A 22,642-nucleotide genomic window follows, 5' to 3' on the forward strand; every position below is an offset into this window, starting at 1 on the left:
AGAGGGCAAAAATCCCATTCAAGAGGGTTCGAATCGCTCTTCTGCATCCATCTCCTCCACCCCGCAAACCAGGTCAGAAGGCTGACCACCCAGGTTGTAAGCTTTATTACTTAGCTCATTTTCATCCTAAGCCGGGTCATCTTCTTTATCCCATAGGTCAGCAAGCAAATGTCTTCGGTCAGAATCATTCTGACCCAGGTATTTTTGAATCTGACCTTGGTCAGAAAGCCGCTGACCCAAGTCGGAAGCCTTATGACCCAGGTCAGGAAGCTGCTGATCCAGGTATTTTTCAATCTGACCTTGGTCAGAAAGTCGCTGACCTAAGCCGGAAGCCTCATGACCCTGATCAGGAAGCCGCTGACCTAAGTCGGAAGCCTTATGACCCTGGTCAACACTACCCTAGCTTCCTTGCTTATGGCCAATGCTCATTGACATATCACCATCACATCAATCCACCTCACTTCTCACCTCTCACCTCTCACTTTTTACTTTTCACTTTTCACTTTTCACTTCACTAAAACAACCATCTTCTGCATTCCGCCTCACTACTGACCACTGACTGCTGACCACTAACTAATAACCACTGACCACTGACTACCTCCCACTTATCAACTCCACCCCATCTTTTATCAACATAAGTATGTGCATCTCAAAATAAATTCTAAATTAGCAGGCACTAATCGGAAAAACTGCCCCCCTGACCGGGGATAATGTGAGCGTAATAAGGGGCAGCAAGCATAAAGGAATAATGAAAGTATAGGCACCTGGGTGTCGGAAGAAATGGCTATGCCTTAGCGGGTGATAGTAGTAATACCGGATATAAGGTTGGATATAAATGAGTTGCCAAACATCAAAACGACATAACATGAGTTCAAACCATCAGATAATAATACAGACACTTGTAGAGCAAAAACATCAAGAATTAGCTCCTGAGATGTCATTATCAGATTTCTTTCACATTTATGCGACAGAGCAGATTTTAAAGGATTATGATTTAAACTATGATGAAATCGAAAATGGAATAACTGATGGTGGGAATGATGGCGGAATTGATGGGATATATACTTTTGTTAATGGAGAACTCATCCAAAATTTGGATGATATAGTTGATTCAAAGAAGAATGCAATCCTTGAATTAATTATTTTGCAAACCAAATTTACAAATGGATTTAGTGAAACTCCAATTGAAAAATGTAACTCTTCGGCGATTGATATACTCGACTTATCAAAAGATATAGATTCCTTAAGAACTGTATATAATCCTGAATTAATAAAACAAACAAAGGTTTTTCGTGAACAGTATAAAAGAATAATTTCAAAATTCCCTCTTTTGAGCATTTCTTATTTTTATTGCACTAAAGGTGTCGAAGTTCATCCTAATACAGATAGAAAGAAAGGCCTGCTTGAAAATACAATAAAAGGATTGTTTTCCGATGCGAAGTATAATTTTGAATTTATCACTGCACAAAAATTACTTGAGATATCAAGAAAAGAACAAACCAGAGTAAAACAAATCGAACTAAATGATAATCCAATATCTACAAGAGACGAAGGCTATATAGCAATTGCAACTTTGGAGTCTTATTTTAAATTTATTACCAACACCGACAAATTACTTTTAAAGTATTTCTTTGATGCTAATGTTAGAGATTATCAAGGTGGAGTTGAAGTAAACAAAGGAATAAAAGAAACGCTAAATACAGAAGGTGAGGAAGACTTTTGGTGGTTAAATAATGGAATAACAATTACAGCCTCAAAAGCAACCTATTCTGGAAAGACTCTAACTATTGAAGACCCTCAAATTGTTAACGGATTACAGACTTCTTTTGAGATATATAATTACTTTAAGAAAAATCCCGATAAAGCAGAGACTAGAAACTTGTTGGTAAGAGTAATTACTACAAAATCTGAAAAAAGTCGACTTAAAGTAATTCGTGCAACAAATAGTCAAACTCGAGTTCCGCTTGCTTCTCTGAGAGCTACAGAAGACATTCATAGAGATTTAGAGGATTTTCTAGCAACAAAAGGCTATTACTATGACAGAAGGAAAAACTATTATAAAAACCAAGGGAAACCGATTAATAAAATAATAAGCATAGAGTTCTTAGGTCAATCCGTAATGAGCATTGTATTACAAGAACCTGATTACGCAAGAGCTAGACCATCTTCGTTGCTAAAAAACGACTCTGATTATAAGCGTGTTTTTAGTCACGAGTATCCTATTGAGCTGTATTGGAAATGCGTTGAGATTCAAAAGCTGATAGAAGATAAGCTAAAAAAATGTGAGTATAATTTCACTACTACACAGATTGGTGATATAAAATTTCATGTTGCGTTATATGCCAGTTCCATATTAACTAGAAAAGTATCTCCTTCACCGGCAGACTTGACTGGTATATCATTGAATGATTTGACCGATGACATAATTAAACCAGCTATCGACAATGTAAATATTTTATATGATTCATTGGGTGGTACCAACGCTGTTGCAAAGGGGAAAGAATTAGTTTCAGAATTGAAAGAATTATTAACTGAGAATGTCCAATAACGGTTGGCAATAATAGCTACTAGTATTATGCCTGCTACAGGCGCAACACAAGCTATGCACCATACCCGAAACCGTTTTACACAATTATGAAAAAGTATATAAATACAATACTAGCAATCTTCATTATTACCTCATGCAATAGCGTAAGTAAGAAAAATGAGACTAAATCTACACTTGATACGATTAAAACAAAAGTTGAATTATCAGTTATACCTGTTAAGACCAATAAGAAAGTAATTACAATCGATTCATCGCTCATTTTTAATGCATGGGCGACTGATAGAAGAGCCCCTCATGCTGATTTTTTAATCTCTAAAAATGAATTTGGGACTATTGAGGACTTCTATACTTATGAACTTATAGAGATACAATTAAAATTCAATATGAAGATTCCATAGAATTTGGGATCATTAAGAAACTTACTAATGACACCCTAATTATTGCATGGAACGGAAAAGAACCTGAATTCACATATTTAGATTATAGAAATGGCTATGACTATAAAAGAGAACAGGTAATATCAATTATAGAATTTTACTCAACAAATTACGGGACACCAAATACAAGTCATGATTATGTCGATAATCAATTAAATCCTGCATTATATACTCTGGCAGAAATGGTTGCCTATGAGAATGATGAAGAGTTGCTTGAACTATTTCTCGAAATGATTTTAGAATCAAATGGATCAGCAAATGAAACTCCAGCAGATATATTGGCATACATCTATATTTGTAATCATGAGTTAGTTTTAAGTAGACTTAAGAATCAATATAAGAACGATTATTTAGCAGAGTTGCTTGAATTTGGATTTCATAATTCAACACATGGAGAAGAAAATCTCGTTCAAAATTATGAACTATTAAAGGCGGAAGTAGATAGTTTACTAAGAAAATAAATGTGTGTAACTCGTCGCCGTAACGCATAATAGACAGTATTCACTTTGAGTAGCCACTCAAAAACAGAAAACCCCAAATCCACCTATAAAAAATCTACAACACAAGAAAATGACCAGACAAGAGCAACTAGAGTTTTGTAAGAAATGCACCAACCGGCAGAGCGATATTCACCAGGGCCTGCTGTGCCGCTTAACAGGTGAGAAGGCCGACTTTGAAACATCGTGCGAACACTTCAACCACGATGAATACGTGAAGGATACGGTGATTGATACGGCCAATGACACCGACCAAAGCATTTTAAGAGGCCTTGATGCCAATAGCCTCAATCAACTAAAGGAACACCAGGATTTTTACTATGCCCTTATTGGTGGCTTACTGGCCAGCCTCATCAGCGGTGTGCTGTGGGCCGCCATCACCGTAAGTACCCAATACCAGATTGGTTACATGGCCATTGGTGTGGGGCTTATCGTGGGCTTTGCCGTTCGTTTCTTTGGTGCCGGCATCGACCATAAATTTGGTTTCCTGGGTGCAGGACTGGCTTTACTGGGCTGCTTAAGCGGCAACCTGTTTAGCGAGGTGGGCTTTTATGCCCATGCCGAGTCGTTAAGCTACATTGAGGTGCTCTCCTACCTCAACATCAACATCATCATCGATATACTGGTAGATTCCTTTAGCCCCATGGACATCCTGTTTTATGGCATCGCCGTTTTCGAAGGTTATAAACTGGCTTTCAGGCGGGTGTCGGAACTGGAAATAAAGATGATTCAGGACAATCAATCGGAAGGCTTTCCGGCCAACTACAGGTTGCGCATGCCGCTGGTCATCGTTTCCATTGTGGCGATGGGCTTCTTCCTAATCACAGTTAATAACGGGGTCAGTGGCTTCCAGACCTACACCTATGAGTCGGGCAAGCGCATGTCGGAAGGTGAACTGGTGCACAGCAAAGAAAACGGCAAATGGACCTATTGGTATGAGAATGGTAACACACAGCTGATTGCGCATTTTACCGAGGGCACACCCGATAGCTTATGGCAATGGTTCAACGAGTCGGGCCAGCTGATGCGGGAAGGTTATTACCGCTCTGGGATCGAACATGGCCTGTGGATCAGCTATTACGATAACGGTGTTAAACTGGATTCAGGCCGCTATGAAGATGGCCGCATGACAGGCCTGTGGAAAAACTGGTATGAAACCTCGCAGCTGCAGCAGGAAGGCAACTACCACAGAAGCCAGCAGGAAGGCATTTGGAGGTCGTACCACGAAAATGGTCAGCTGGCATCTGAAGGCATGATGAAAGCCGGTATGGCCCATGGCATCTGGAAGCATTATTTCGAAAGCGGTAAGCCCGAAAGCATCTTGAATCATAAAGATGAGGAAACCGTATTGATTCAGGATGTATGGAACGAACAGGGCATTCAACTGGTCAAGGCAGGCAACGGACATTTTAAAACCTATTTTACGTCCGGACAATTACTGGCAGAGGGGCAGGTCAAAGAGGGGTTGCAGCAAGGTAAATGGCTAACCTACTACGAAAACGGCCAGCTACAGGAAGAAGGTATATATGCCAATAACATCTATCAAATCAATCATTCGTGGGCTCCCGACGGTAAAGCCATGGTGGTGGATGGCAATGGCTATTACACCTCTTACTATGCCGATATGAAAAAGGTGCTGGAATCGGGCTCTATCGTCGATGGATTGCGCGACGGCAACTGGATAACCCTGTACGAAACAAGCCAAAGCACCTACCTGGAGCATTTCTATGAGGCCGGTCGTGAGTCGGGCGAAATAAAATTCTATTTCGAAACAGGCGAACTGTACGCTTATGGCACAGTGGAAGACAATAAGAAAGAAGGCGAATGGACCTGGTACCATAACAATGGCTTGGTTTCATCTACCGTTAATTTTATACAGGATAAAAAAGAAGGTATCCAAAGCATGTGGAATGAAGTGGGTGATCTAACCAAAGAAGAGTATTACACCAATGGTGAGCTTACCGAAGAAAAGCTGTTTTAAAGCAACTAAGCATCACACACAAAAGAGGCCGCCCATAACGGATGGCCTCTTTTTTCTATTTTCTTATTCTAACAGCCTATACTATTGTATCTTTAAGATACACATAAAATAACCTACCTATGAAGTATATCAGCTTATTATTATGGGGATTGATAATTTCTTTTAGCCTATCAGCTCAGTTAAACAAGAGAACCATCAACCTTTCCGGCTCCATCGATGACAAATATGCTATTTTAATGACCTTGACTATTCAGGGAGAAAAAGTTATAGGCTTTTACTACTACGATAAATATAAATCGAAGATATTGTTGGAGGGTGAAATCAAGGACAACAAAGTTGTTTTAAATGAATCCCCTGGTTATGAATCTGAATTCGAAATTGGCTTTATGGGTGATTTAGATGATAAGTCCTTTAGTGGGATATGGACAGATAAATCGCAGAACAAAACAATGAAGTTAAACACACTAATATATGCCAACAACACAATAAGTCAGGACATCAAAGTATCTGAAATTGAAGGCCGCTATGAAAGCAACCACAATTCGGAGAAATACCTTGGTGCAGTTGAGCTGGAACACATTGCAGACAATATTTTTACTTTTAACATCAGCAATGGAACAGAATCTGGCTGTGTTGGATATTTAAAAGGTTTAATCGAATTAACCAATCTTAAAGAAGGTATTTACGCAGGAGAGAACTGCAAAGAAATACAGTTTGCATTTTCAAATCAGATGCTTATTCTGACAGAGAAAAACTGTGATTATCACGGCATGAACTGCCCATTTGAAGGGAGTTATAAAAAGGTAACACACAACAAGTAGTTATAAACTAATCAACAATGAATAATTCACGACAATTCCCGATTGATTTTTACGAGTATTTAGAAGCCAATTCACTGATAGAAATTAAAGGCGGAACCAGCAGAGAAACATTCCTGAAAATATGGATGGTTCAGGTGGGTAATCGTGTATTTGCCCGAAGCTGGAATAAAAGTCCCAAAAGTTGGTTTACTGAGATATTAAAGACAGGCCTTGGCCAGATAAAGTACAACAACCGGGTTATCAACATTCGTGGAAAGAAGGTGGATAAAGACGACGCCATTAACCTGCATATTGACAAAGCCTATCTGAATAAGTACAACCAGACGCATAACCTCAAATATGCTATAGGCATTACTCAACCTGAATATGCCAATTATACCATGGAGTTCTTATTTGATAAAGAAGGATAAATAAAAAGGCTGCCCGATTTGGGCAGCCTCACTCTCTTATATCTTCAGGCTACTAATAGCTATACTGTGCATTGTCAATAACTTTAAACTCTTCATCACCCAATAAGCGATAATGCACCTTAGGCCCGTTCCAGGCTTGCGGCCAGCCACCAATAATATTATTGAGATAAACCAGCTTAACCGGGTGCTTCCCTTTTGCCAGAGCAATGGTACTATTGTTGCGCGAGAAACGTTTCACCTCACCATCGTTGTTAATTAACAGCTCCTCACCAATAAATAACTGGTCCAGGTTAGTCTGGAACTCATAGATACCTTCCTCTTCAATCATCAAATAACCAGTATATAAATGCGCCGACGGATCATTATAATCGCTTTGACGATATTTTGGGCCTTTGTTTTCAATAAAGCCATCGCGCGTTTGCCAGTCGGTCACTTTATCCAGTTCGGCCACTTTAATAAATGTACCCTCGGTGTATTGTTCCTTCAACCCCACTTTGCTGGTTTCCACATCTACCGCTGGTTTCACAGTCGTCTTTTCAATGGTAATGGTTCTTACCTTACTCATTTTACCACTTGGCAATAGCGTTGCAATATTGATGGTTTTATTCTCGGCAAATAGCAGGGGCTGCTTGTAAGCATTTGAATAAGCCGTTGGGATACTGCCATCTGTTGTATACACCATAGGGTAATTGCGGGTATTAGAAAACTCCAGTTTGGTGTTATCTGCAAATACCACCTTATTAACCGGTCCTTCTGGCAACGGAATGTGGTAGTTAATGCCATGCTGATCCATACGTACCAGCTGGTTATTAATACGTGTAGCAAAACCGTCATAGTTCTTATTTTCTTTATTGGTCCAGTTAACTTCGGCCAAGGCAATCAAACGCGGATACACCCGGTACTCAACCAATTCGGGGGTATACATGTATTCGGTCCACACATTGCCTTGTGTGCCCAGCACATGTTTGGCCTTCTCTTCCGACAGCTCGGCTGGTACCGGCTCATAACTGTACGACTCTTCTAATGTGGTGTATCCACCAATAGCAACCGGCTCCACATGGTAATCTCCCTGGTAATGGTCGAGGTAACACCAGTTGCCGGGTGTCATCACCACATCATGCCCCTGCGAAGCGGCTTCAATGCCACCCTTTTCACCACGCCACGACATCACGGCTGCCGATTCGGCCAATCCACCTTCCAGTATCTCATCCCAGCCAATCATTTTTTTGCCATGTGCAATCAATACCTTCTCAATGCGCTTCACAAAATAGCTTTGTAGCTCATGCTCATCGGCCAGGCCTTCCTGCTTCATGCGCTTCTGACAGTCAGGACACTCTTTCCAGCGTTCTTTAGGGCACTCGTCGCCACCAATATGGAAATATACCGATGGGAACAAAGCTACCACTTCATCAATCACATCTTCCAGAAAATGAAATGTTGCTTCTTTACCCGCGCAGTATACATCAGGCTCCACACCCCATACTTTGCGTACTTCAAATGGTCCGCCTGTACATGAATACTCAGGATAGGCAGCCAAAGCAGCGAGGGCATGTCCCGGTAATTCAATCTCAGGCACCACTGTAATAAAGCGTTCAGCAGCATAAGCCACAATCTCTTCTACATCTTCCTGCGTGTAATAGCCACTGTGCTCAAAGCCTTCGCCCTCGATGCGGGTAGCTCCCACTTCAACCAGTTTGGGGTACTTCTTAATCTCAATGCGCCAGGCCTGATCTTCAGTCAAATGCCAATGAAATGTATTCATCTTAAACATGGCCAACATATCCAGATGCTTCTTAATATCTTCAACCGGCACAAAATGACGACACACATCCAGGTGCATGCCTCGCCATGTAAAACGAGGTTCATCCGTAATTTCCACTGCCGGAATCGCCCACTCCACATGCTTTACCAATGTTGGACTTTCAATCTCAGCAGGCAATAGTTGCAACAAGGTTTGCAAACCATAGAATACCCCTTGTGGTGTTTTCGCTTTTAGTTGCACTTTATCAGTTGACACCAATAAGCTATAGCCCTCTTCATTGATGGGCAACGACTCGTCCAGCTCAACAGCGATATAATTATTATCCGGTGCCTCATTGGCTATAGTCAAATCAAAACCAGTTGATTGTTTCACCTTGTTATTGATAAAATTAACGATTGCACTTGCCTCTTCGCTTGTTACAACCCATTGGCTCGAGCTGTTTAAAACAAATTCACCTTCCTGCTCAACCAGCTGATTGGGCAAGGGCACCACATTAATGCCATCGTTGTAACTATGATGCGTTGATTGTGTACTACATGCCATAAGCGTTAAAATTAACAGGATGCAGAAGCCATTTATAACCTTCATACTTATTGAAATTTAAGATTTATAGTTCCTTTTAAAAATGAGACACCTTCAAAGCTAACGAAAAGCAATCAGATTTACCGTTCTTTTCTTTCTTTTCATTGACAAAACAAAGTCCAAAGCTTTCAAAAGCCACCGAATATGATTCAGGTATAAATGATATTCAACAGCACTTAACTATTTATCGTATCTTCGCAGCAGAAAACAAAAGGACTATGACACATAAAGCAGGCTTCGTTAATATTGTTGGTAACCCCAACGTAGGAAAATCAACCCTTTCGAACGAGTTGGTTGGCGAACGCTTATCTATTATCACTTCTAAAGCACAAACCACGCGTCACCGCATTTTTGGTATTGTTAATAAACCTGAGTATCAAATCGTATTTTCAGATACGCCAGGTGTACTCAAGCCAAATTATAAGCTGCAGGAGTCGATGCTTAAGTTTTCAAAATCGGCCTTAAACGATGCGGATATCATTTTGTATGTAACGGATACCTTCGAGAAACCGGATAAAAACGATGATTTTCTGAGTTCGGTACAAAAAACTGATATTCCTGTTTTACTGGTCGTCAATAAAATTGACTTGATTGATCAGAATAAGCTGGATGACATAATGGACTTCTGGAAGCAACAACTGCCCAAGGCCGAGGTATTCCCCATGTCGGCCCTGCATAAGTTCAATGTACAAAATCTCTTCGATCGCATCATTGAATTACTGCCTGATTCACCCCCATTCTTCGATAAAGAAGCCTTAACCGATAAGTCGGAACGCTTCTTTGTGACAGAGATTATCCGTGAAAAGATACTGATTCAGTACAAAAAGGAAATTCCTTACTCGGTAGAGGTGGAAGTAGAAGAGTTTAAGGAGGCAAAGGAGCGCATTGACATACGTGCCGTTATTCATGTGGCCCGCGAATCACAAAAAGGCATCATCATCGGCCACAAAGGCGTTAAGCTTAAGTGGGTTGGTATTGAGGCCCGTAAAGACCTGGAAGGCTTCTTTAAGAAGAAAGTGAACCTTACGACTTATGTGAAGGTGAGCAAAGACTGGCGAGACAAGGACAACTTCCTGCGTGGCCATGGCTACGAATTAAAGTAGTAAATCCATCTAAATCAAAAATAAAGATTGGTCTTAAGCACAGGTTTAATTACCTTTGCAGCCCCGAAATAAAAAAGAATTGTCATCATGGGAAATATAGTTGCTATAGTTGGCCGCCCAAACGTAGGTAAGTCAACACTTTTTAATCGATTAACCGGAACACGTCAGGCAATTGTTGACGAGATGGCCGGCGTAACACGCGACCGTTTATATGGTAAAGCCTTTTGGAATGGTGTAGACTTTTCGGTGATTGATACCGGTGGTTATGCAACCAACTCTGATGACATCTTCGAAGAAGCTATCCGCAGCCAGGTGCTCATTGCCATCGAAGAAGCAGACATTATTGTGTTTGTGGTAGATGTAGTGACTGGCATAACCGACTATGATGAAGGTGTGGCAGACATACTCCGTCGCTCTAAAAAGCCGGTAATGATGGTGGTTAACAAGGTTGATAACAACGAGCGTATTGCCGAGTCGAGCTACTTTTATGCATTAGGACTGGATAACCTCTACCCTATTTCGGCCATTAATGGTGCCGGAACAGGTGAGTTCCTGGATAAACTTGTATCCTTATTCCCCAAGAACGAGAATGAGGAAGAGCTTGACTTACCCAAGTTCACCATTGTGGGGCGCCCCAACGCAGGTAAATCATCTATCATTAATGCCTTTATTGGCGAAGAGCGTAACATTGTAACACCCATTGCCGGTACTACACGCGATTCGATATTTACCCGCTATAATAAATTTGGACACGATTTCTTTTTGGTGGATACTGCCGGGCTGAGGAAAAAAGCGAAGGTGAATGAAGACCTGGAATTTTACTCGGTGATGCGTGCCATCCGCGCCATCGAAAACTCCGATGTATGTATGCTGATGATTGATGCTACACGTGGTTTTGAGACACAGGATCAGAAGATATTCAACCTGATACAGAAGAATAAGAAGGGCATTGTGGTATTGGTAAACAAATGGGATCTGGTTGAAAAAGATACAAACACAATTAAGAAGTTTGAAATCATGGTGCGCGAAGCCATGGCACCCTATACCGACTTCCCGATTGTATTTACATCAGCCATAACCAAGCAGCGAATTCATAAAGCCATTGAAGCTTCTCTGCAGGTGTATGAGAACAGAAATACCAAGATTACCACTTCGAAGCTGAACGATACTCTGCTACCGCTGATTGATAAGTTTCCTCCACCTTCAATCAAAGGTAAGTTTATCAAAATTAAATATGTAACCCAGCTGCCAACGCAGTCGCCAACATTTGCATTCTTTTGTAACTTACCCCAGTACATAAAGGATCCTTACAAACGTTTTCTCGAGAACAAGATAAGGGAGCACTGGAACTTCACAGGTGTACAGGTAAACATCGTACTCCGAAAGAAATAATATTCTAAAGAAGCTGTCACTGATAGCTTCTTTTTTATTAGCTGGCATAGCATGCTGGTTAAGCCTATTGAAAACTTTTTGTCTATATTTGCTTGTGAATGGGCCATTCAGCCCAAAGCAACTATTAATGCAAACCACTTGGTTCTAATAATATGGCATTCAACTTCAACAAATACCTTTTAACCCTTATCATTAGTCTTTTATTTGCATCATCTACCCTGGCACAAAGAACCCTGAGCGGCCCAGACCAAATGAACAGAGGACAGGGAGGACAAGAGCGTATGGGCGAAGAATCTGCTCCTAAAGGCGACTTTATTCCACCTGATGTACGTACCTGGCAGTTACGCGATGATTTTACTTTTTCAGACACGGTTGCTGTTGACACCATTAGCAGTAGTTACCAGATATACAATCCAATATATCGTCAAAGTATTGCACAGGCCTGGTTAGGTAACATGGGTAGCGCTCATCAGTCAATGATTTTTGATGAACAGCAGCGTCACTATGGCCATATGTTCTATAATTCATTTCTGGCATATCTGCCTCAACCTAAAAAATTCAATTTTTATAATACCAAAACCCCTTATGTGAATCTCACCTATCATTTCGGGGGACCTAAACGTTATTCAGAAGAATACATCAGTGCACTATACACACAGAATATTAATAAAGCCACCAATGTAGGCATCCAATATCAGTTAAGCTCATCGGTTGGCCAATACCAACACCAGAAGGCTGAAAACCAGAATTTCAAATTTTGGAGTAGCTATAATGGGGAACGCTATAACATGCACATGGCATTTATTTATGCGCTTATCAACAATCAGGAAAACGGTGGTATCAGCGTTAACGACGCTAATGTGGATTGGCATGAGCTGGATCCGAAGGATATTCCAATGAACTTTACAAAGAATACCGGACATAAAATTACCAACTACCAGTTCTTTTACAACCACTCCCTTTCTATTGGTAACATTGATGTACAACAAAACGATTCGACCACTACCGAACTACCTGTCAGCACCGTTTACCATACTTTTAAGTTCGACCATGGCAAGCGCGAGTATAAAATCGACGATCTGGAATTCTTTTATCAAACCGATAATCCCTTCTACCCTAATATTTATCGAGACTCGTTGCAAACCAGGGATAGCACTACCTATAATAACCTAACCAATACATTCCAGATAAAATTCAATGAAGAAGCTAATTCGCTGCTTCGCTTTGGTTTAAGAGCTTATATCACCAATGATGTGATGATGTATAAGTTTCCGGGTCAAACCAGCTGGGACTATGACAGTAAGGGTAAAGGAATCCCTGTTTACCAAACACGTGACACGACACTTGTAACCACAGCTATTGGCGGACAAATATTCAAGAATATGGGGGATAATTTCTGGTGGAATGCTGGTGTCAAGCTCTATATTCAAGGCTATCGGGCTGGTGATTCAGAAATAACCGGAAGTCTTAACTCTCAATTCAGAATACGAAAAGATACTGCCGGTTTTTTTGCCAATGGAGGCATCTATCTGCGACAACCTGAATTATTCGAGAACCAATATTTCTCGAACCACCTTCAATGGTCCAAAGATTTCAACCAGGTCAAAAGCATTCGCATACGTGGTGGTATTCGCATACCAACCCGTCGCCTGGAACTCAGTGGAGGAGTTAACCTGGTGACCGAGCATATCTATTGGCTCGATGATGGCCTGCCTTACCAAACCAGCAGCGTTCTGCAGGTACTGAATGCTAGGCTTAAAAAGCACTTTATTGTAGGTCGCATTCACAGTGTTAACGATGCTGTTTTGCAATATACAAGCGATGAAAGGTACATACCTGTGCCTCTTTTTAGCTTTTACAACTCCACCTACTACCAAAACACACTGTTTAAGGTATTACATTTTCAGATAGGGTTTGATGCACGCTATCACACTGAGTATTATGCACCCATGTATATGCCTGCTACAGGTCAGTTTGTTAACCAGACCAATCAGAAGATAGGCAATTACCCGTTTGTTGATGCATTTATTAACATGCAGCTAAAACGCGCACGTATCTATGTCAAATTTGACCATGTAAACCAGGGCTACCCTAATGAGCCCTATTACACAACCTATCAGTATCCGGGTAATCCGCGCAACCTCAAATTTGGTGTATCGTGGAATTTTTATGACTAAAGAAGTAACTTAAATAGCTTTTAATCAGTTGAAGTAATTAACTTTGCAGCTGAATTTAATAAGCTAAATATGCGTAAACTTGTCCTTTTTTTAATTGTATTAGTCAGTCTGTCGGCCTGCCAAAATAGCCACAATAAAGAGGTGCGCAAGCAGAAAGAAGAGTTGGTTGCAATTGATTTGGATGACATTATAAAGCGAGGTAAAATTCGGGTAATAACCGATTATAACTCCACCAACTATTTTGTATACAAAGGCCGCCCCTTAGGCTATCAACTTGAGCTCTTACAGGCGCTCAGCAACACTTTGGGGCTTAAGTTGGAAATTGTTGTATCCAACGATGTGGAAAAAAACTTCGCCAGCCTTTTAGAAGGTAAAGTGGATCTTATCGCCACCAACCTTACCATAACGCGTGATCGCAGCCACCAGGTAGCCTTTACCGAACCGCACTGTATCACACGACAGGTGCTGGTTCAACAAAAACCTTCGCCCGATAACAACCCATCCAGTGCGCAGGAGTTAATACGCAACCAGATTGATCTTGGCGGAAAAACCGTTTACGTTCAGGAGAATTCGGCCTATGTAAGCCGACTTAAAAGTCTGGGCAATGAAATAGGTGATAGTATTCACATTGTTGAAATTCCTGATTATGAAGTGGAGCAACTCATAGCTCTTGTAGCCAGCGGAGAAATACCATACACAGTATGCGATGAAAACCTGGCACGCATCAACCTTAACTTTTATGACAATCTGGATGTTGAAACAGCCGTCAGCTTCCCTCAGAAGATTGCATGGGCTGTAAGGCCGAATGCTAATAACTTTAAGGATATTGTAGATAACTGGCTCATCAACTTTAAAAAAACAAATCAGTATAAGCGCATTTACCGGAAGTATTTTATCAATAAGCGTTCCAATCACCTGGTAGATGCCAATTTCCACTCCATTAAAGGAGGGGTTGTGTCCGATTATGATGCAATTATCAAAGAAGAAAGTGCCAAATATAATCTGGACTGGCGACTGATTGCCGCCTTAATATACCAGGAGTCGCGCTTCCTGCCCGAGGTCAAAAGCTGGGCTGGTGCAGTTGGTTTAATGCAGTTAATGCCGCAAACAGCCGAAAGTTTCGGCGTTGAAGAAATCACATCGCCGAAAGATAATATCCAGGGCGGATTAAAATTTCTGATTTGGCTCGACAAGCGCTTTGCTGAAGACATTAGTGACCCGGATGAACGCCTGAAATTTGTATTGGCCGCCTACAATGTGGGCCCAGGTCACGTTGAAGATGCCATGCGATTAGCGGAGAAAAATGACAAAGATCCGTACAAGTGGGATGATAGCGTTGATTATTACCTGCTGAATAAATCCAAACCATCGTTCTATAACGACCCGGTGGTGAAGTATGGGTACTGTCGTGGTGAAGAACCTTTCCACTATGTTAGTGACATTCTGGAGCGTTATACGCATTACAAGAATGTTCTAAACGATTAGAGAAGAGGGTGCACGATTCTAACAAAGAGAGAAATTCGCTTGTAATCATTGCAGTAGCCCCCCAAATAATGTGATTATCAACTTTATAAAACGGGGCATCTACCACCACCCCATTGATATTACGAACAAAACGATGAATAGTAGCTGGTGAGAGCAATTGCCTCACCGGCACTTCTATAATAGTTTCTACCTCCCGGCAATCGGGAACAAAAACAGGTTCAGATTCTGTTATACAAACCTGAGGATAAACTATAAAGTTGGAATTGGGAATATATAGCGAACTTAGCTGCCTGACAAAAGACAACTCATGGCGGTCAATACCAATCTCTTCATAAGCTTCACGCAATGCTGTGTCAAGATGCGACACATCTCCTTCTTCGTATTTACCACCCGGAAAGCTGATCTGCCCACTGTGAGCTCCATCATACTTAGGGCGCTGAATAAGTGGCACATGCCACTCTAATCCTTTTTTATAAAGTAAAATAAGCACACTACTCATGCGTGCGTCGGCTTCATTATATCTTTTGCTACCTGTGAAGCGCACAGAAGGCGACATTCGTCGCTGAGCGTCAACACCAGGAAGTGGTCTGGTTAATGCCTGCGTTAATATTTCAATTTCTTTCTTCATACACCTACCCTTACAATGTAACTCAAATCTGAAGTGGTTTGTTCTCTTTTAAGTTAATTAATTGTAATGATTAATCCTATTGCCCTCACTGAAAAAAAGACATAAAAAAAGCCGGGCGTTCCCGGCTATCTGTCCCATTTATTAACTTAAACCTTAATTAAGTATTTGCCTTGGTTAAACCAACAACCATACCACTTTTATTTCTTTCGAAAAAAATTACTAAATCATCTGCAGCACAACTCAACTTCACGCTGATATACTGCTACTTAAACAACAAATAAAAATTGAAATAATATTAACGACTGAAATCACGCGTTACCAACCACACCAAAAAATGTACGAATACGTACACAGGCGTCTCTTTAACGGACAATTGTATTTAATTAAACCGGATGGCTTTAACAGGTAGTATACGTGCAACCAGATATGAAGGTCCCAGCATCATACTAATGGTTACCGCTAAAACACCGATATTGAGTAACAACAAATCAATTGGCGTTATGTAGATAGGTACAGTAGACAAATAATAATTTGCAGGATCAAGCTTAATGAGACGAGTATACTTTTGAATTATACAAACCAGTATGCCTATTATATTGCCCCACAACAATCCTCGTCCGATAATAAAACCGGATAAGTAGACAAACACCTTACGCAAGCTCCAATCTTCCGAGCCCAGAGCTTTAAGGATACCAATCATATTGGTACGCTCCAGGATGAGTATCAGCAAGCCGGAAATCATGTTGAAGCTAGCCACCAGAATAATTAGAATTAGGATAACATACACATTGGTATCCAACAGATCCAACCATCCAAATATCTGTGGCTGCAGCTGTTCGATGGTTCGGTTACGCAGCATGGTGCCATCCGCTTCAATTTTTGCACTGGTGAGGTAGTAGATTTCATCATTTACGGCATGCATCAACCTGAAATCGGACACACCTACTTCATACCCCGATATCTGGTGATTCTCCCAGCCATTCAATTTTTGAATATGCCTCAAATCAACAAAAGCAAACATCTTATCATATTCGGGAAAATGAGAGTTATAAATTCCGGTAATGGTAAGACGACGCTGAAGCGGTTTATCCTGGATAAAATACATGCGTATTTTGTCCCCGACCTTCAATTTTAACATGCTGGCAATATCTTCAGAAATAAGCACCTCATCGGAACGAACTGAATCCGTAAAAACAGGTAAGCGTCCTTCCACCATAATAGACTGAATAAACTCCCAGTTATAGGTTTGATCAACCCCTTTTAAAACAATGCCCTGAATCAGTTCATTGGCCTTTACAATACCAGGTTTAGTGGCAAAACGCTGAATGTACTTTACGCCTTCAATTTGCCCAACTTCTTGCTCTAAAGACGAATCAATGGATATGGGGTTTGTCTCGGGAGAATAGTTATAATCATAGCTCATTATTTGGATATGCGATGCAAAACCACTTATTTTCTCTCTTATTTCCCCTTTGAAACCAAATCCCACTGCCAGCGATACAATCATGACCACCATACCTAAGATAATCCCCAGCATGGCTACCTTAATAACAGGCCCTGCCAGTTTTTTACCAACCAGTCCGCCTGAGGCAATCTTACGCGCTATAAAGAGTTCGATATTCAATGTGCATGATTTTGTACAAAGGTAGAAAAAGACCGCAAAGATTAATGGGCTGCCCTATAAATACTCAGCGGGTGATAAAGAGTCACTCTATTATCACCCGCTGAATAGCCTGATATAAGATTGCTCTTATACCTATTTGTATTACACTAATTTCTAGTTCGTACGACCAGGATACACTTTCAACGCTTCTTCCAGCGTTTTAATGGCATTACCCAAATCTTCCTTGTTAAGTACATAAGCGATACGCACCTCATTTTTACCTGCACCTGGTGTGCTATAAAAACCCGATGCCGGCGCCATCATCACTGTCTGACCTTCGTATGCGAATTCGCTTAATATCCACTGACAGAATTTATCTGAATCATCAATTGGCAACTTAGCAACAGTATAGAAAGCACCTTTAGGCATTGGTGTATAAACACCTTCAATCTTATTAAGGCCTTCCACTAAAAAGTTACGTCGATCGATATACTCAGCATATACTTCATCGAAATATTCTTTTGGTGTATCCAATGATGCTTCGGCAGCAATCTGACCAAATCCAGGAGGGCTCAATCGTGCCTGGCCGAATTTAAGCGCGGTATTAATAATATCCTTATTCTTAGTGACCAACGCTCCAATACGCACGCCGCACTCGCTGTAGCGCTTCGATACAGAGTCGAACATTACCACATTATTTTCAATACCATTCAGGTGCATCGCCGAAATGTGCTTTTCGCCGTCGTAGCAGAATTCACGATACACCTCATCAGAGAACAGGTATAAATCGTGCTTCAACACAATTTGCTTCAGCTGATCCATTTCATCCTGCGAGTAAAGATACCCCGTTGGATTATTGGGATTACAAATAACGATAGCCTTCGTATTAGGCGTAATCATTTTTTCAAACTCTTCAATGGCAGGCAAAGCAAACCCCTCTTCAATGCTCGAGCGGATAGGCTTTACAACCACCCCTGCTGATACAGCAAAGCCATTATAGTTGGCATAAAATGGCTCAGGAATGATCACTTCATCACCAGGATTCAAGCAGCTCAAAAAAGCAAAAGTAATTGCCTCAGAACCTCCGGCAGTCACCAAAATTTCATTTTCATCCACATTAATATTAATGCTCTGATACATCTTGGCCAGCTTCTGACGATAGCTTACAATACCAGCTGAGTGACTGTATTCTACTACCTTCATATCAATATTACGAATCGCATCAAGTGCTACTTCCGGCGTTTTAATATCAGGTTGACCAATATTTAGGTGGTAAACCTTTGTACCTTTTGCTTTAGCTGCTTCGGCATAAGGCACCAGCTTACGAATCGGCGAAGCCGGCATCTGTTGTCCTCTGTCTGAAATATTTGGCATTTCTATATTGATTAATGGGTTCAACTTGTTATAACTTGTAGGCAAATTTAGAGTTAATACGATACTTTTTTCATGATTTTCAACATCTTTTTAACCACTTAAACAAGCGGTTGTCAAAGTCTTTTTCAGGTTCTCAACGGAAAGCTTATTTTTGTCAAAAAAAGGCAGCATTATGCTCAAGCGATTATCAACTATCATACTTCTGTTCATTTTTACTATATCACTATCGGCACAGATAGTTAGTATAGACAAGCGACGCACAAAGAATCCTAATAAAGGTTTCCAGGGTGATGTTAACCTTGGGCTTAACTTTGTGCACACCACTACTGATATGATGCAGCTAATGTCGCGTTTTAAACTTCAGTACAACGATAATGATAACACCTACCTGTTTTCATCTGATATAAGTTTTAGCAAAGTAGATGAGGAACGCAATGTGAATAACGGCGGATTGATGTTTAAGTATAACTACTGGGTACCCGATAAGATAATTATTGCTGAAGCCTTTTACCAGTATCAATACAACCGCGTGAAGCAATTAAAGCATCGACATGTAATGGGTGGAGGTCCACGTTTTAACATTGCCGACAAAGAGAAGTTTTCGCTCTTTCTGGTAGCCTACACCATTTACCTGAATGAGCTTTTTGAAACCAGTGATTATGAACGGCGTAAAAGCCTGGTTAAATTCAGTTCGATGCTATCGACCGACTGGCAAATGTCACCTAATGCCTCATTATCGCACAGCACCTACTACGAGCCGGATTACTCTGATCCGGCAGATTTCCGTATCTGGAGTGAAACAAAATTCAACGTCAAAATCACTAAGATGTTTTCTTTTGCACTCTATCTCCGATTCGATTACGACAACCTGGTGCCACCAGAAGTGGATCAGCTATTCTACACCATCAATAACTCATTCAGTCTGAATTTTTAAACAACACAATCGCTTTTTATTGACATTGTTGTAACTATTGTTGATGCTCGTACGCCTTATATTGAAATATAGCCAGGTGTTGAATGCATACGTCTTATAGTTTACAATAATTACATATCTTTACCATAACTTAAACCGCTAATCTAACTTATAACCTATGACAAAAATTTATTTTGCCACACTCTTACTTTTAATATCATTTTTCAGCCAGGCCCAGGGAGTTAAAGGAACAGTAACCGATGAAGAGGGCAATTCCATTCCGTTTGCAACCATTTACCTGACCGAAACTACCACCGGTACCACTACCAATGATCTGGGCGAATACGAAATATTGTTACCTGCTGGTCAATACACCATCGTTTTTCAAGGCCTGGGCTTCCAGAAAACAGAAGTAACCGTTTCCATTAAAGACCAAATGGTCACCAACAACATCGTTTTAAAGAAACAGGAATACCGCATAAAAGAAGTACGTGTTTATTCTGGCGGTGAAGACCCAGCCTACCCTATTATGCGCAAAGCGATAAGTCTGGCTCCCTACTATCAGCGACAAACAGAACAGTATAAGGCTGAAGTATATCTTAAAGGTAGCTTGCTGATGAAGAAAATCCCGAAATTATTCCAGAAGATGATGGAAAAAGACGAGGAGGCCCCCGACATTAAAGTAGGTGAAACGTATACTATGGAGTCGATGAATGAGATTGAGTTTACCGCCCCCGATAAATACAACCACACCGTTATATCCTCAAGAAGTACCTTCCCCGACTCCAACGACAATGATGTTATGGGCTATATAACCTATAGCTTTTACGAACCACATCAGGATATGGCCATCTCACCCCTAGCGCCCAATGCATTCTCGCACTATAAATTTGTTTACGAGGGCTTCTTTTATGAAGGTGATGTGGCAGTTAATAAAATCAAAATTGTCCCGAAACGTAAAAGTCAGCAAACCTACAGTGGCTATATTTATATTGTCGATAACCTATGGAATATCCACTCCATTGATGTGACCAATAATGCGTTCTTTGGAGAGATCAACATTAAACAGGTATATGCTCCGGTTAAAGAACGTTCGTGGTTACCTATCAGCCACCGATTCATTGTAAAAGCCTCCATCTTTGGCGTAAAGGCTGATTTCCGGTATGCCGGCTCTGTCAAATATTCTGACATAAAGTTAAACACTGAACTCCCAGTTCCTAATATTTTAATGCAGCAGTATGCAGCTGAAGAGGCTGCTAAAAAAGCGGCCGAGCAACAGCAAAAGGAACAGGAACTGACGCGTCAGCAAAAAAAGATGGAAGAGCTCCTGGCTAAAGAGGAATTATCAAACCGGGATATGATTAAGCTATCGCGTTTAATCGAAAAAGAATCGCGTAAAACCGAAGAGGAAGAAGAATCCCTGGAGATTAAAAGCACCTATAAAATAACCCATAAGAAAGACACTGCCCAAAGAGACTCCAGCTATTGGGAAACCATACGGCCAATTCCACTAACCAGTGATGAACTGCGTAGTTTTGAGGTCAAAGACTCCATCAAACTGGCCGAGGTAAAAGCAGATACTACTCAAACATCCAAGAAAAAGCGCTCAGGTTTCAGCAAAGCATCCGATGGCTTTTTATCTGGATATACCTTCTATGCCAATGATTCATCAACACGTATTACTTACCACGGATTAATTGGATTAAGCCAGGTTGATTTCAATGCTGTTGACGGATGGAATTATCAGCAAAAATTCACCATTCGACATGAGTTTGATTCATTACACAACTTGCGCATTGAACCCATGTTGCAATATGCTTTTGCGCGTAAAAAACTACTTTGGGATGCCAATGCCAGCTACTCATTTGCGCCGAAAAGTCGCGCCAGAATAGCCATATCGGGCGGACAGCTGAGCAAGGACTTCAATAGCCAATACGGCATCGACAGAACCTTGAACATGTTCTCTGCCCTGTTCTTTAAAGATCACTATATGAAGTTGTATCAGAAGGATTATGCCGCTATCAGTGGCTCTTTTGACCTGATACATGGCATGCGAGTCAATCTGTCTGCGTCCTACAACTGGTACAGGCAGCTACAGAACAACACCAACTGGTCGATTTTAGACCAGGATAAAGACTATGCACCCAATACACCGCCTAATGACCAGGTGACACCGGCACAACTGATGGATCAGACAGATCTGTTTACTTCTATTGAAGTTAGTTATACACCCCGTATGCGTTATAGCATGTATAAAGGACGGAAATACCTTCGAGGTTCGCGCTATCCAACCTTTAAAGTCAACTATCAGCGAGGCATAAACAACCTGTTGAACAGCGATTCGGATTATGAGCTGATACGCGGCACCATATCACAAAAGAAAGAATGGGGTATTTTTAACGCCTTCAACTGGCAGGTGGGCGCAGGCTATTTCACGCGCAATAACCAAATGCACTTTTCACGTTTTCAACACTTTAATACATCTGAAATACCTGTTAACTTCAAATCGTGGGAGAATGCCTTTTTGTTGCTGGATGACTATCGCTACAGCACTAACGATTGGTATGCCAAAGCGCATGTTTCCTACACAACGCCATACCTACTGTTAAAATTCTTGCCAGTATTAAGCAATCGCTTGTGGACCGAAAACCTTTACACAAGTTACCTGACCCAACCCAACTACAAAAACTATGTAGAAGTTGGCTACAGCATGAATCAAATATTTTTAATTGGTAGTGCTGGTGTATTTGCTGGTTTTGAAGATGGCAGCTACGCCCGCTGGGGATTCAGAGTAGGCATCAATATTAATTAAACTTATTCCGCCTCACAATATTTAAAGAGGGTGTCCAAAATTGAGACATCCTCTTTTTTGTGTTTTAAAATAGATTTGCTTTTGCATTATTGCTATGCTGCTATGAAGTTGTGCACG

Annotated in this window: 16 protein-coding genes; 12 read left to right on the plus strand and 4 right to left on the minus strand. The window is 41.0% G+C overall.

Going from position 1 to position 22,642, the window contains the following annotated elements:
- Positions 1 to 865: 865 nt before the first annotated feature.
- The 6 genes from KDU71_RS10125 (at position 866) to KDU71_RS10150 (ending at position 6,694) form a co-directional block, all read left to right on the plus strand.
- Entirely contained in the window at positions 866 to 2,548 is a 1,683-nt protein-coding gene (locus tag KDU71_RS10125; protein ID WP_212190396.1) for an AIPR family protein, read from the plus strand.
- An 86-nt stretch (positions 2,549 to 2,634) separates the two neighbouring features.
- The gene (locus tag KDU71_RS10130) at positions 2,635 to 2,946 is read left to right on the plus strand and encodes a hypothetical protein (protein WP_212190398.1); all 312 of its coding nucleotides are present in this window, start codon (positions 2,635 to 2,637) and stop codon (positions 2,944 to 2,946) included.
- Between the two features lie 221 nt (positions 2,947 to 3,167).
- Positions 3,168 to 3,446, plus strand: a complete 279-nt coding sequence (locus tag KDU71_RS10135) for a hypothetical protein (RefSeq protein ID WP_212190400.1) — start codon at positions 3,168 to 3,170, stop codon at positions 3,444 to 3,446.
- A 109-nt stretch (positions 3,447 to 3,555) separates the two neighbouring features.
- Entirely contained in the window at positions 3,556 to 5,463 is a 1,908-nt protein-coding gene (locus tag KDU71_RS10140; RefSeq protein ID WP_212190402.1) for a toxin-antitoxin system YwqK family antitoxin, read from the plus strand.
- Positions 5,464 to 5,582: 119 nt separating this feature from the next.
- Entirely contained in the window at positions 5,583 to 6,284 is a 702-nt protein-coding gene (locus KDU71_RS10145) for a hypothetical protein (protein ID WP_212190404.1), read from the plus strand.
- A gap of 17 nt (positions 6,285 to 6,301) precedes the next feature.
- Positions 6,302 to 6,694: a DUF2255 family protein gene (locus KDU71_RS10150; protein WP_212190406.1), complete on the plus strand. Its 393-nt coding sequence runs from the start codon at positions 6,302 to 6,304 to the stop codon at positions 6,692 to 6,694.
- Between the two features lie 52 nt (positions 6,695 to 6,746).
- On the opposite strand, the gene KDU71_RS10155 is transcribed toward KDU71_RS10150, so the two are convergent.
- Positions 6,747 to 9,044, minus strand: coding sequence for a family 20 glycosylhydrolase (locus tag KDU71_RS10155; protein WP_212190408.1), 2,298 nt, complete (start codon positions 9,042 to 9,044; stop codon positions 6,747 to 6,749).
- Positions 9,045 to 9,256: 212 nt separating this feature from the next.
- Here KDU71_RS10155 and era point away from each other — a divergent pair, with 212 nt between their 5' ends.
- From era to KDU71_RS10175, 4 genes are all read left to right on the plus strand, one after another.
- Positions 9,257 to 10,141 (plus strand): GTPase Era, encoded by an 885-nt coding sequence (gene era / locus KDU71_RS10160; protein WP_212190415.1) that lies wholly within the window; start codon positions 9,257 to 9,259, stop codon positions 10,139 to 10,141.
- Between the two features lie 87 nt (positions 10,142 to 10,228).
- Positions 10,229 to 11,533, plus strand: coding sequence for a ribosome biogenesis GTPase Der (der, locus tag KDU71_RS10165; RefSeq protein ID WP_212190418.1), 1,305 nt, complete (start codon positions 10,229 to 10,231; stop codon positions 11,531 to 11,533).
- Between the two features lie 152 nt (positions 11,534 to 11,685).
- Positions 11,686 to 13,710, plus strand: coding sequence for a putative porin (locus KDU71_RS10170; RefSeq protein ID WP_212190420.1), 2,025 nt, complete (start codon positions 11,686 to 11,688; stop codon positions 13,708 to 13,710).
- 69 nt (positions 13,711 to 13,779) lie between these two features.
- Positions 13,780 to 15,195 (plus strand): MltF family protein, encoded by a 1,416-nt coding sequence (locus KDU71_RS10175; protein WP_212190422.1) that lies wholly within the window; start codon positions 13,780 to 13,782, stop codon positions 15,193 to 15,195.
- Here KDU71_RS10175 and KDU71_RS10180 read toward each other — a convergent pair.
- The 3 genes from KDU71_RS10180 to KDU71_RS10190 all read right to left on the minus strand — a co-directional run bounded on the left by KDU71_RS10180 (position 15,143) and on the right by KDU71_RS10190 (position 18,800).
- Positions 15,143 to 15,823: an NUDIX hydrolase gene (locus KDU71_RS10180; RefSeq protein ID WP_212190424.1), complete on the minus strand. Its 681-nt coding sequence runs from the start codon at positions 15,821 to 15,823 to the stop codon at positions 15,143 to 15,145. The two genes, KDU71_RS10175 and KDU71_RS10180, sit on opposite strands and share 53 nt — an antisense overlap.
- Positions 15,824 to 16,202: 379 nt before the next feature.
- Positions 16,203 to 17,447 carry an ABC transporter permease gene (locus KDU71_RS10185; RefSeq protein WP_212190426.1) on the minus strand — a complete coding sequence of 415 codons (1,245 nt, stop codon included), beginning with the start codon at positions 17,445 to 17,447 and terminating at the stop codon, positions 16,203 to 16,205.
- A 153-nt stretch (positions 17,448 to 17,600) separates the two neighbouring features.
- Positions 17,601 to 18,800 carry a pyridoxal phosphate-dependent aminotransferase gene (locus KDU71_RS10190; protein WP_212190428.1) on the minus strand — a complete coding sequence of 400 codons (1,200 nt, stop codon included), beginning with the start codon at positions 18,798 to 18,800 and terminating at the stop codon, positions 17,601 to 17,603.
- Positions 18,801 to 18,972: 172 nt separating this feature from the next.
- On the opposite strand from KDU71_RS10190, the gene KDU71_RS10195 reads away from it, so the two are divergent.
- Positions 18,973 to 19,734 carry a DUF481 domain-containing protein gene (locus tag KDU71_RS10195; protein WP_212190430.1) on the plus strand — a complete coding sequence of 254 codons (762 nt, stop codon included), beginning with the start codon at positions 18,973 to 18,975 and terminating at the stop codon, positions 19,732 to 19,734.
- A 157-nt stretch (positions 19,735 to 19,891) separates the two neighbouring features.
- Positions 19,892 to 22,525 carry a DUF5686 family protein gene (locus KDU71_RS10200; RefSeq protein WP_212190432.1) on the plus strand — a complete coding sequence of 878 codons (2,634 nt, stop codon included), beginning with the start codon at positions 19,892 to 19,894 and terminating at the stop codon, positions 22,523 to 22,525.
- The last annotated feature ends 117 nt before the right edge of the window (positions 22,526 to 22,642 follow it).

Origin of the sequence: Carboxylicivirga sediminis (assembly GCF_018156225.1) — a bacterium.
Lineage (GTDB): Bacteria > Bacteroidota > Bacteroidia > Bacteroidales > Marinilabiliaceae > Carboxylicivirga > Carboxylicivirga sediminis.

Bases quoted from the DNA above. Each gene is read 5' to 3' on its own strand.
- KDU71_RS10195 (WP_212190430.1), top strand. From the start codon at position 18,973: ATGCTCAAGCGATTATCAACTATCATACTTCTGTTCATTTTTACTATA.
- KDU71_RS10135 (WP_212190400.1), top strand. From the start codon at position 3,168: ATGGTTGCCTATGAGAATGATGAAGAGTTGCTTGAACTATTTCTCGAA.
- KDU71_RS10155 (WP_212190408.1), bottom strand. From the start codon at position 9,044: ATGAAGGTTATAAATGGCTTCTGCATCCTGTTAATTTTAACGCTTATG.
- KDU71_RS10180 (WP_212190424.1), bottom strand. From the start codon at position 15,823: ATGAAGAAAGAAATTGAAATATTAACGCAGGCATTAACCAGACCACTT.
- KDU71_RS10175 (WP_212190422.1), top strand. From the start codon at position 13,780: ATGCGTAAACTTGTCCTTTTTTTAATTGTATTAGTCAGTCTGTCGGCC.
- KDU71_RS10130 (WP_212190398.1), top strand. From the start codon at position 2,635: ATGAAAAAGTATATAAATACAATACTAGCAATCTTCATTATTACCTCA.
- era (WP_212190415.1), top strand. From the start codon at position 9,257: ATGACACATAAAGCAGGCTTCGTTAATATTGTTGGTAACCCCAACGTA.
- der (WP_212190418.1), top strand. From the start codon at position 10,229: ATGGGAAATATAGTTGCTATAGTTGGCCGCCCAAACGTAGGTAAGTCA.
- KDU71_RS10150 (WP_212190406.1), top strand. From the start codon at position 6,302: ATGAATAATTCACGACAATTCCCGATTGATTTTTACGAGTATTTAGAA.
- KDU71_RS10125 (WP_212190396.1), top strand. From the start codon at position 866: ATGAGTTCAAACCATCAGATAATAATACAGACACTTGTAGAGCAAAAA.
- KDU71_RS10145 (WP_212190404.1), top strand. From the start codon at position 5,583: ATGAAGTATATCAGCTTATTATTATGGGGATTGATAATTTCTTTTAGC.
- KDU71_RS10140 (WP_212190402.1), top strand. From the start codon at position 3,556: ATGACCAGACAAGAGCAACTAGAGTTTTGTAAGAAATGCACCAACCGG.
- KDU71_RS10170 (WP_212190420.1), top strand. From the start codon at position 11,686: ATGGCATTCAACTTCAACAAATACCTTTTAACCCTTATCATTAGTCTT.
- KDU71_RS10190 (WP_212190428.1), bottom strand. From the start codon at position 18,800: ATGCCAAATATTTCAGACAGAGGACAACAGATGCCGGCTTCGCCGATT.
- KDU71_RS10200 (WP_212190432.1), top strand. From the start codon at position 19,892: ATGACAAAAATTTATTTTGCCACACTCTTACTTTTAATATCATTTTTC.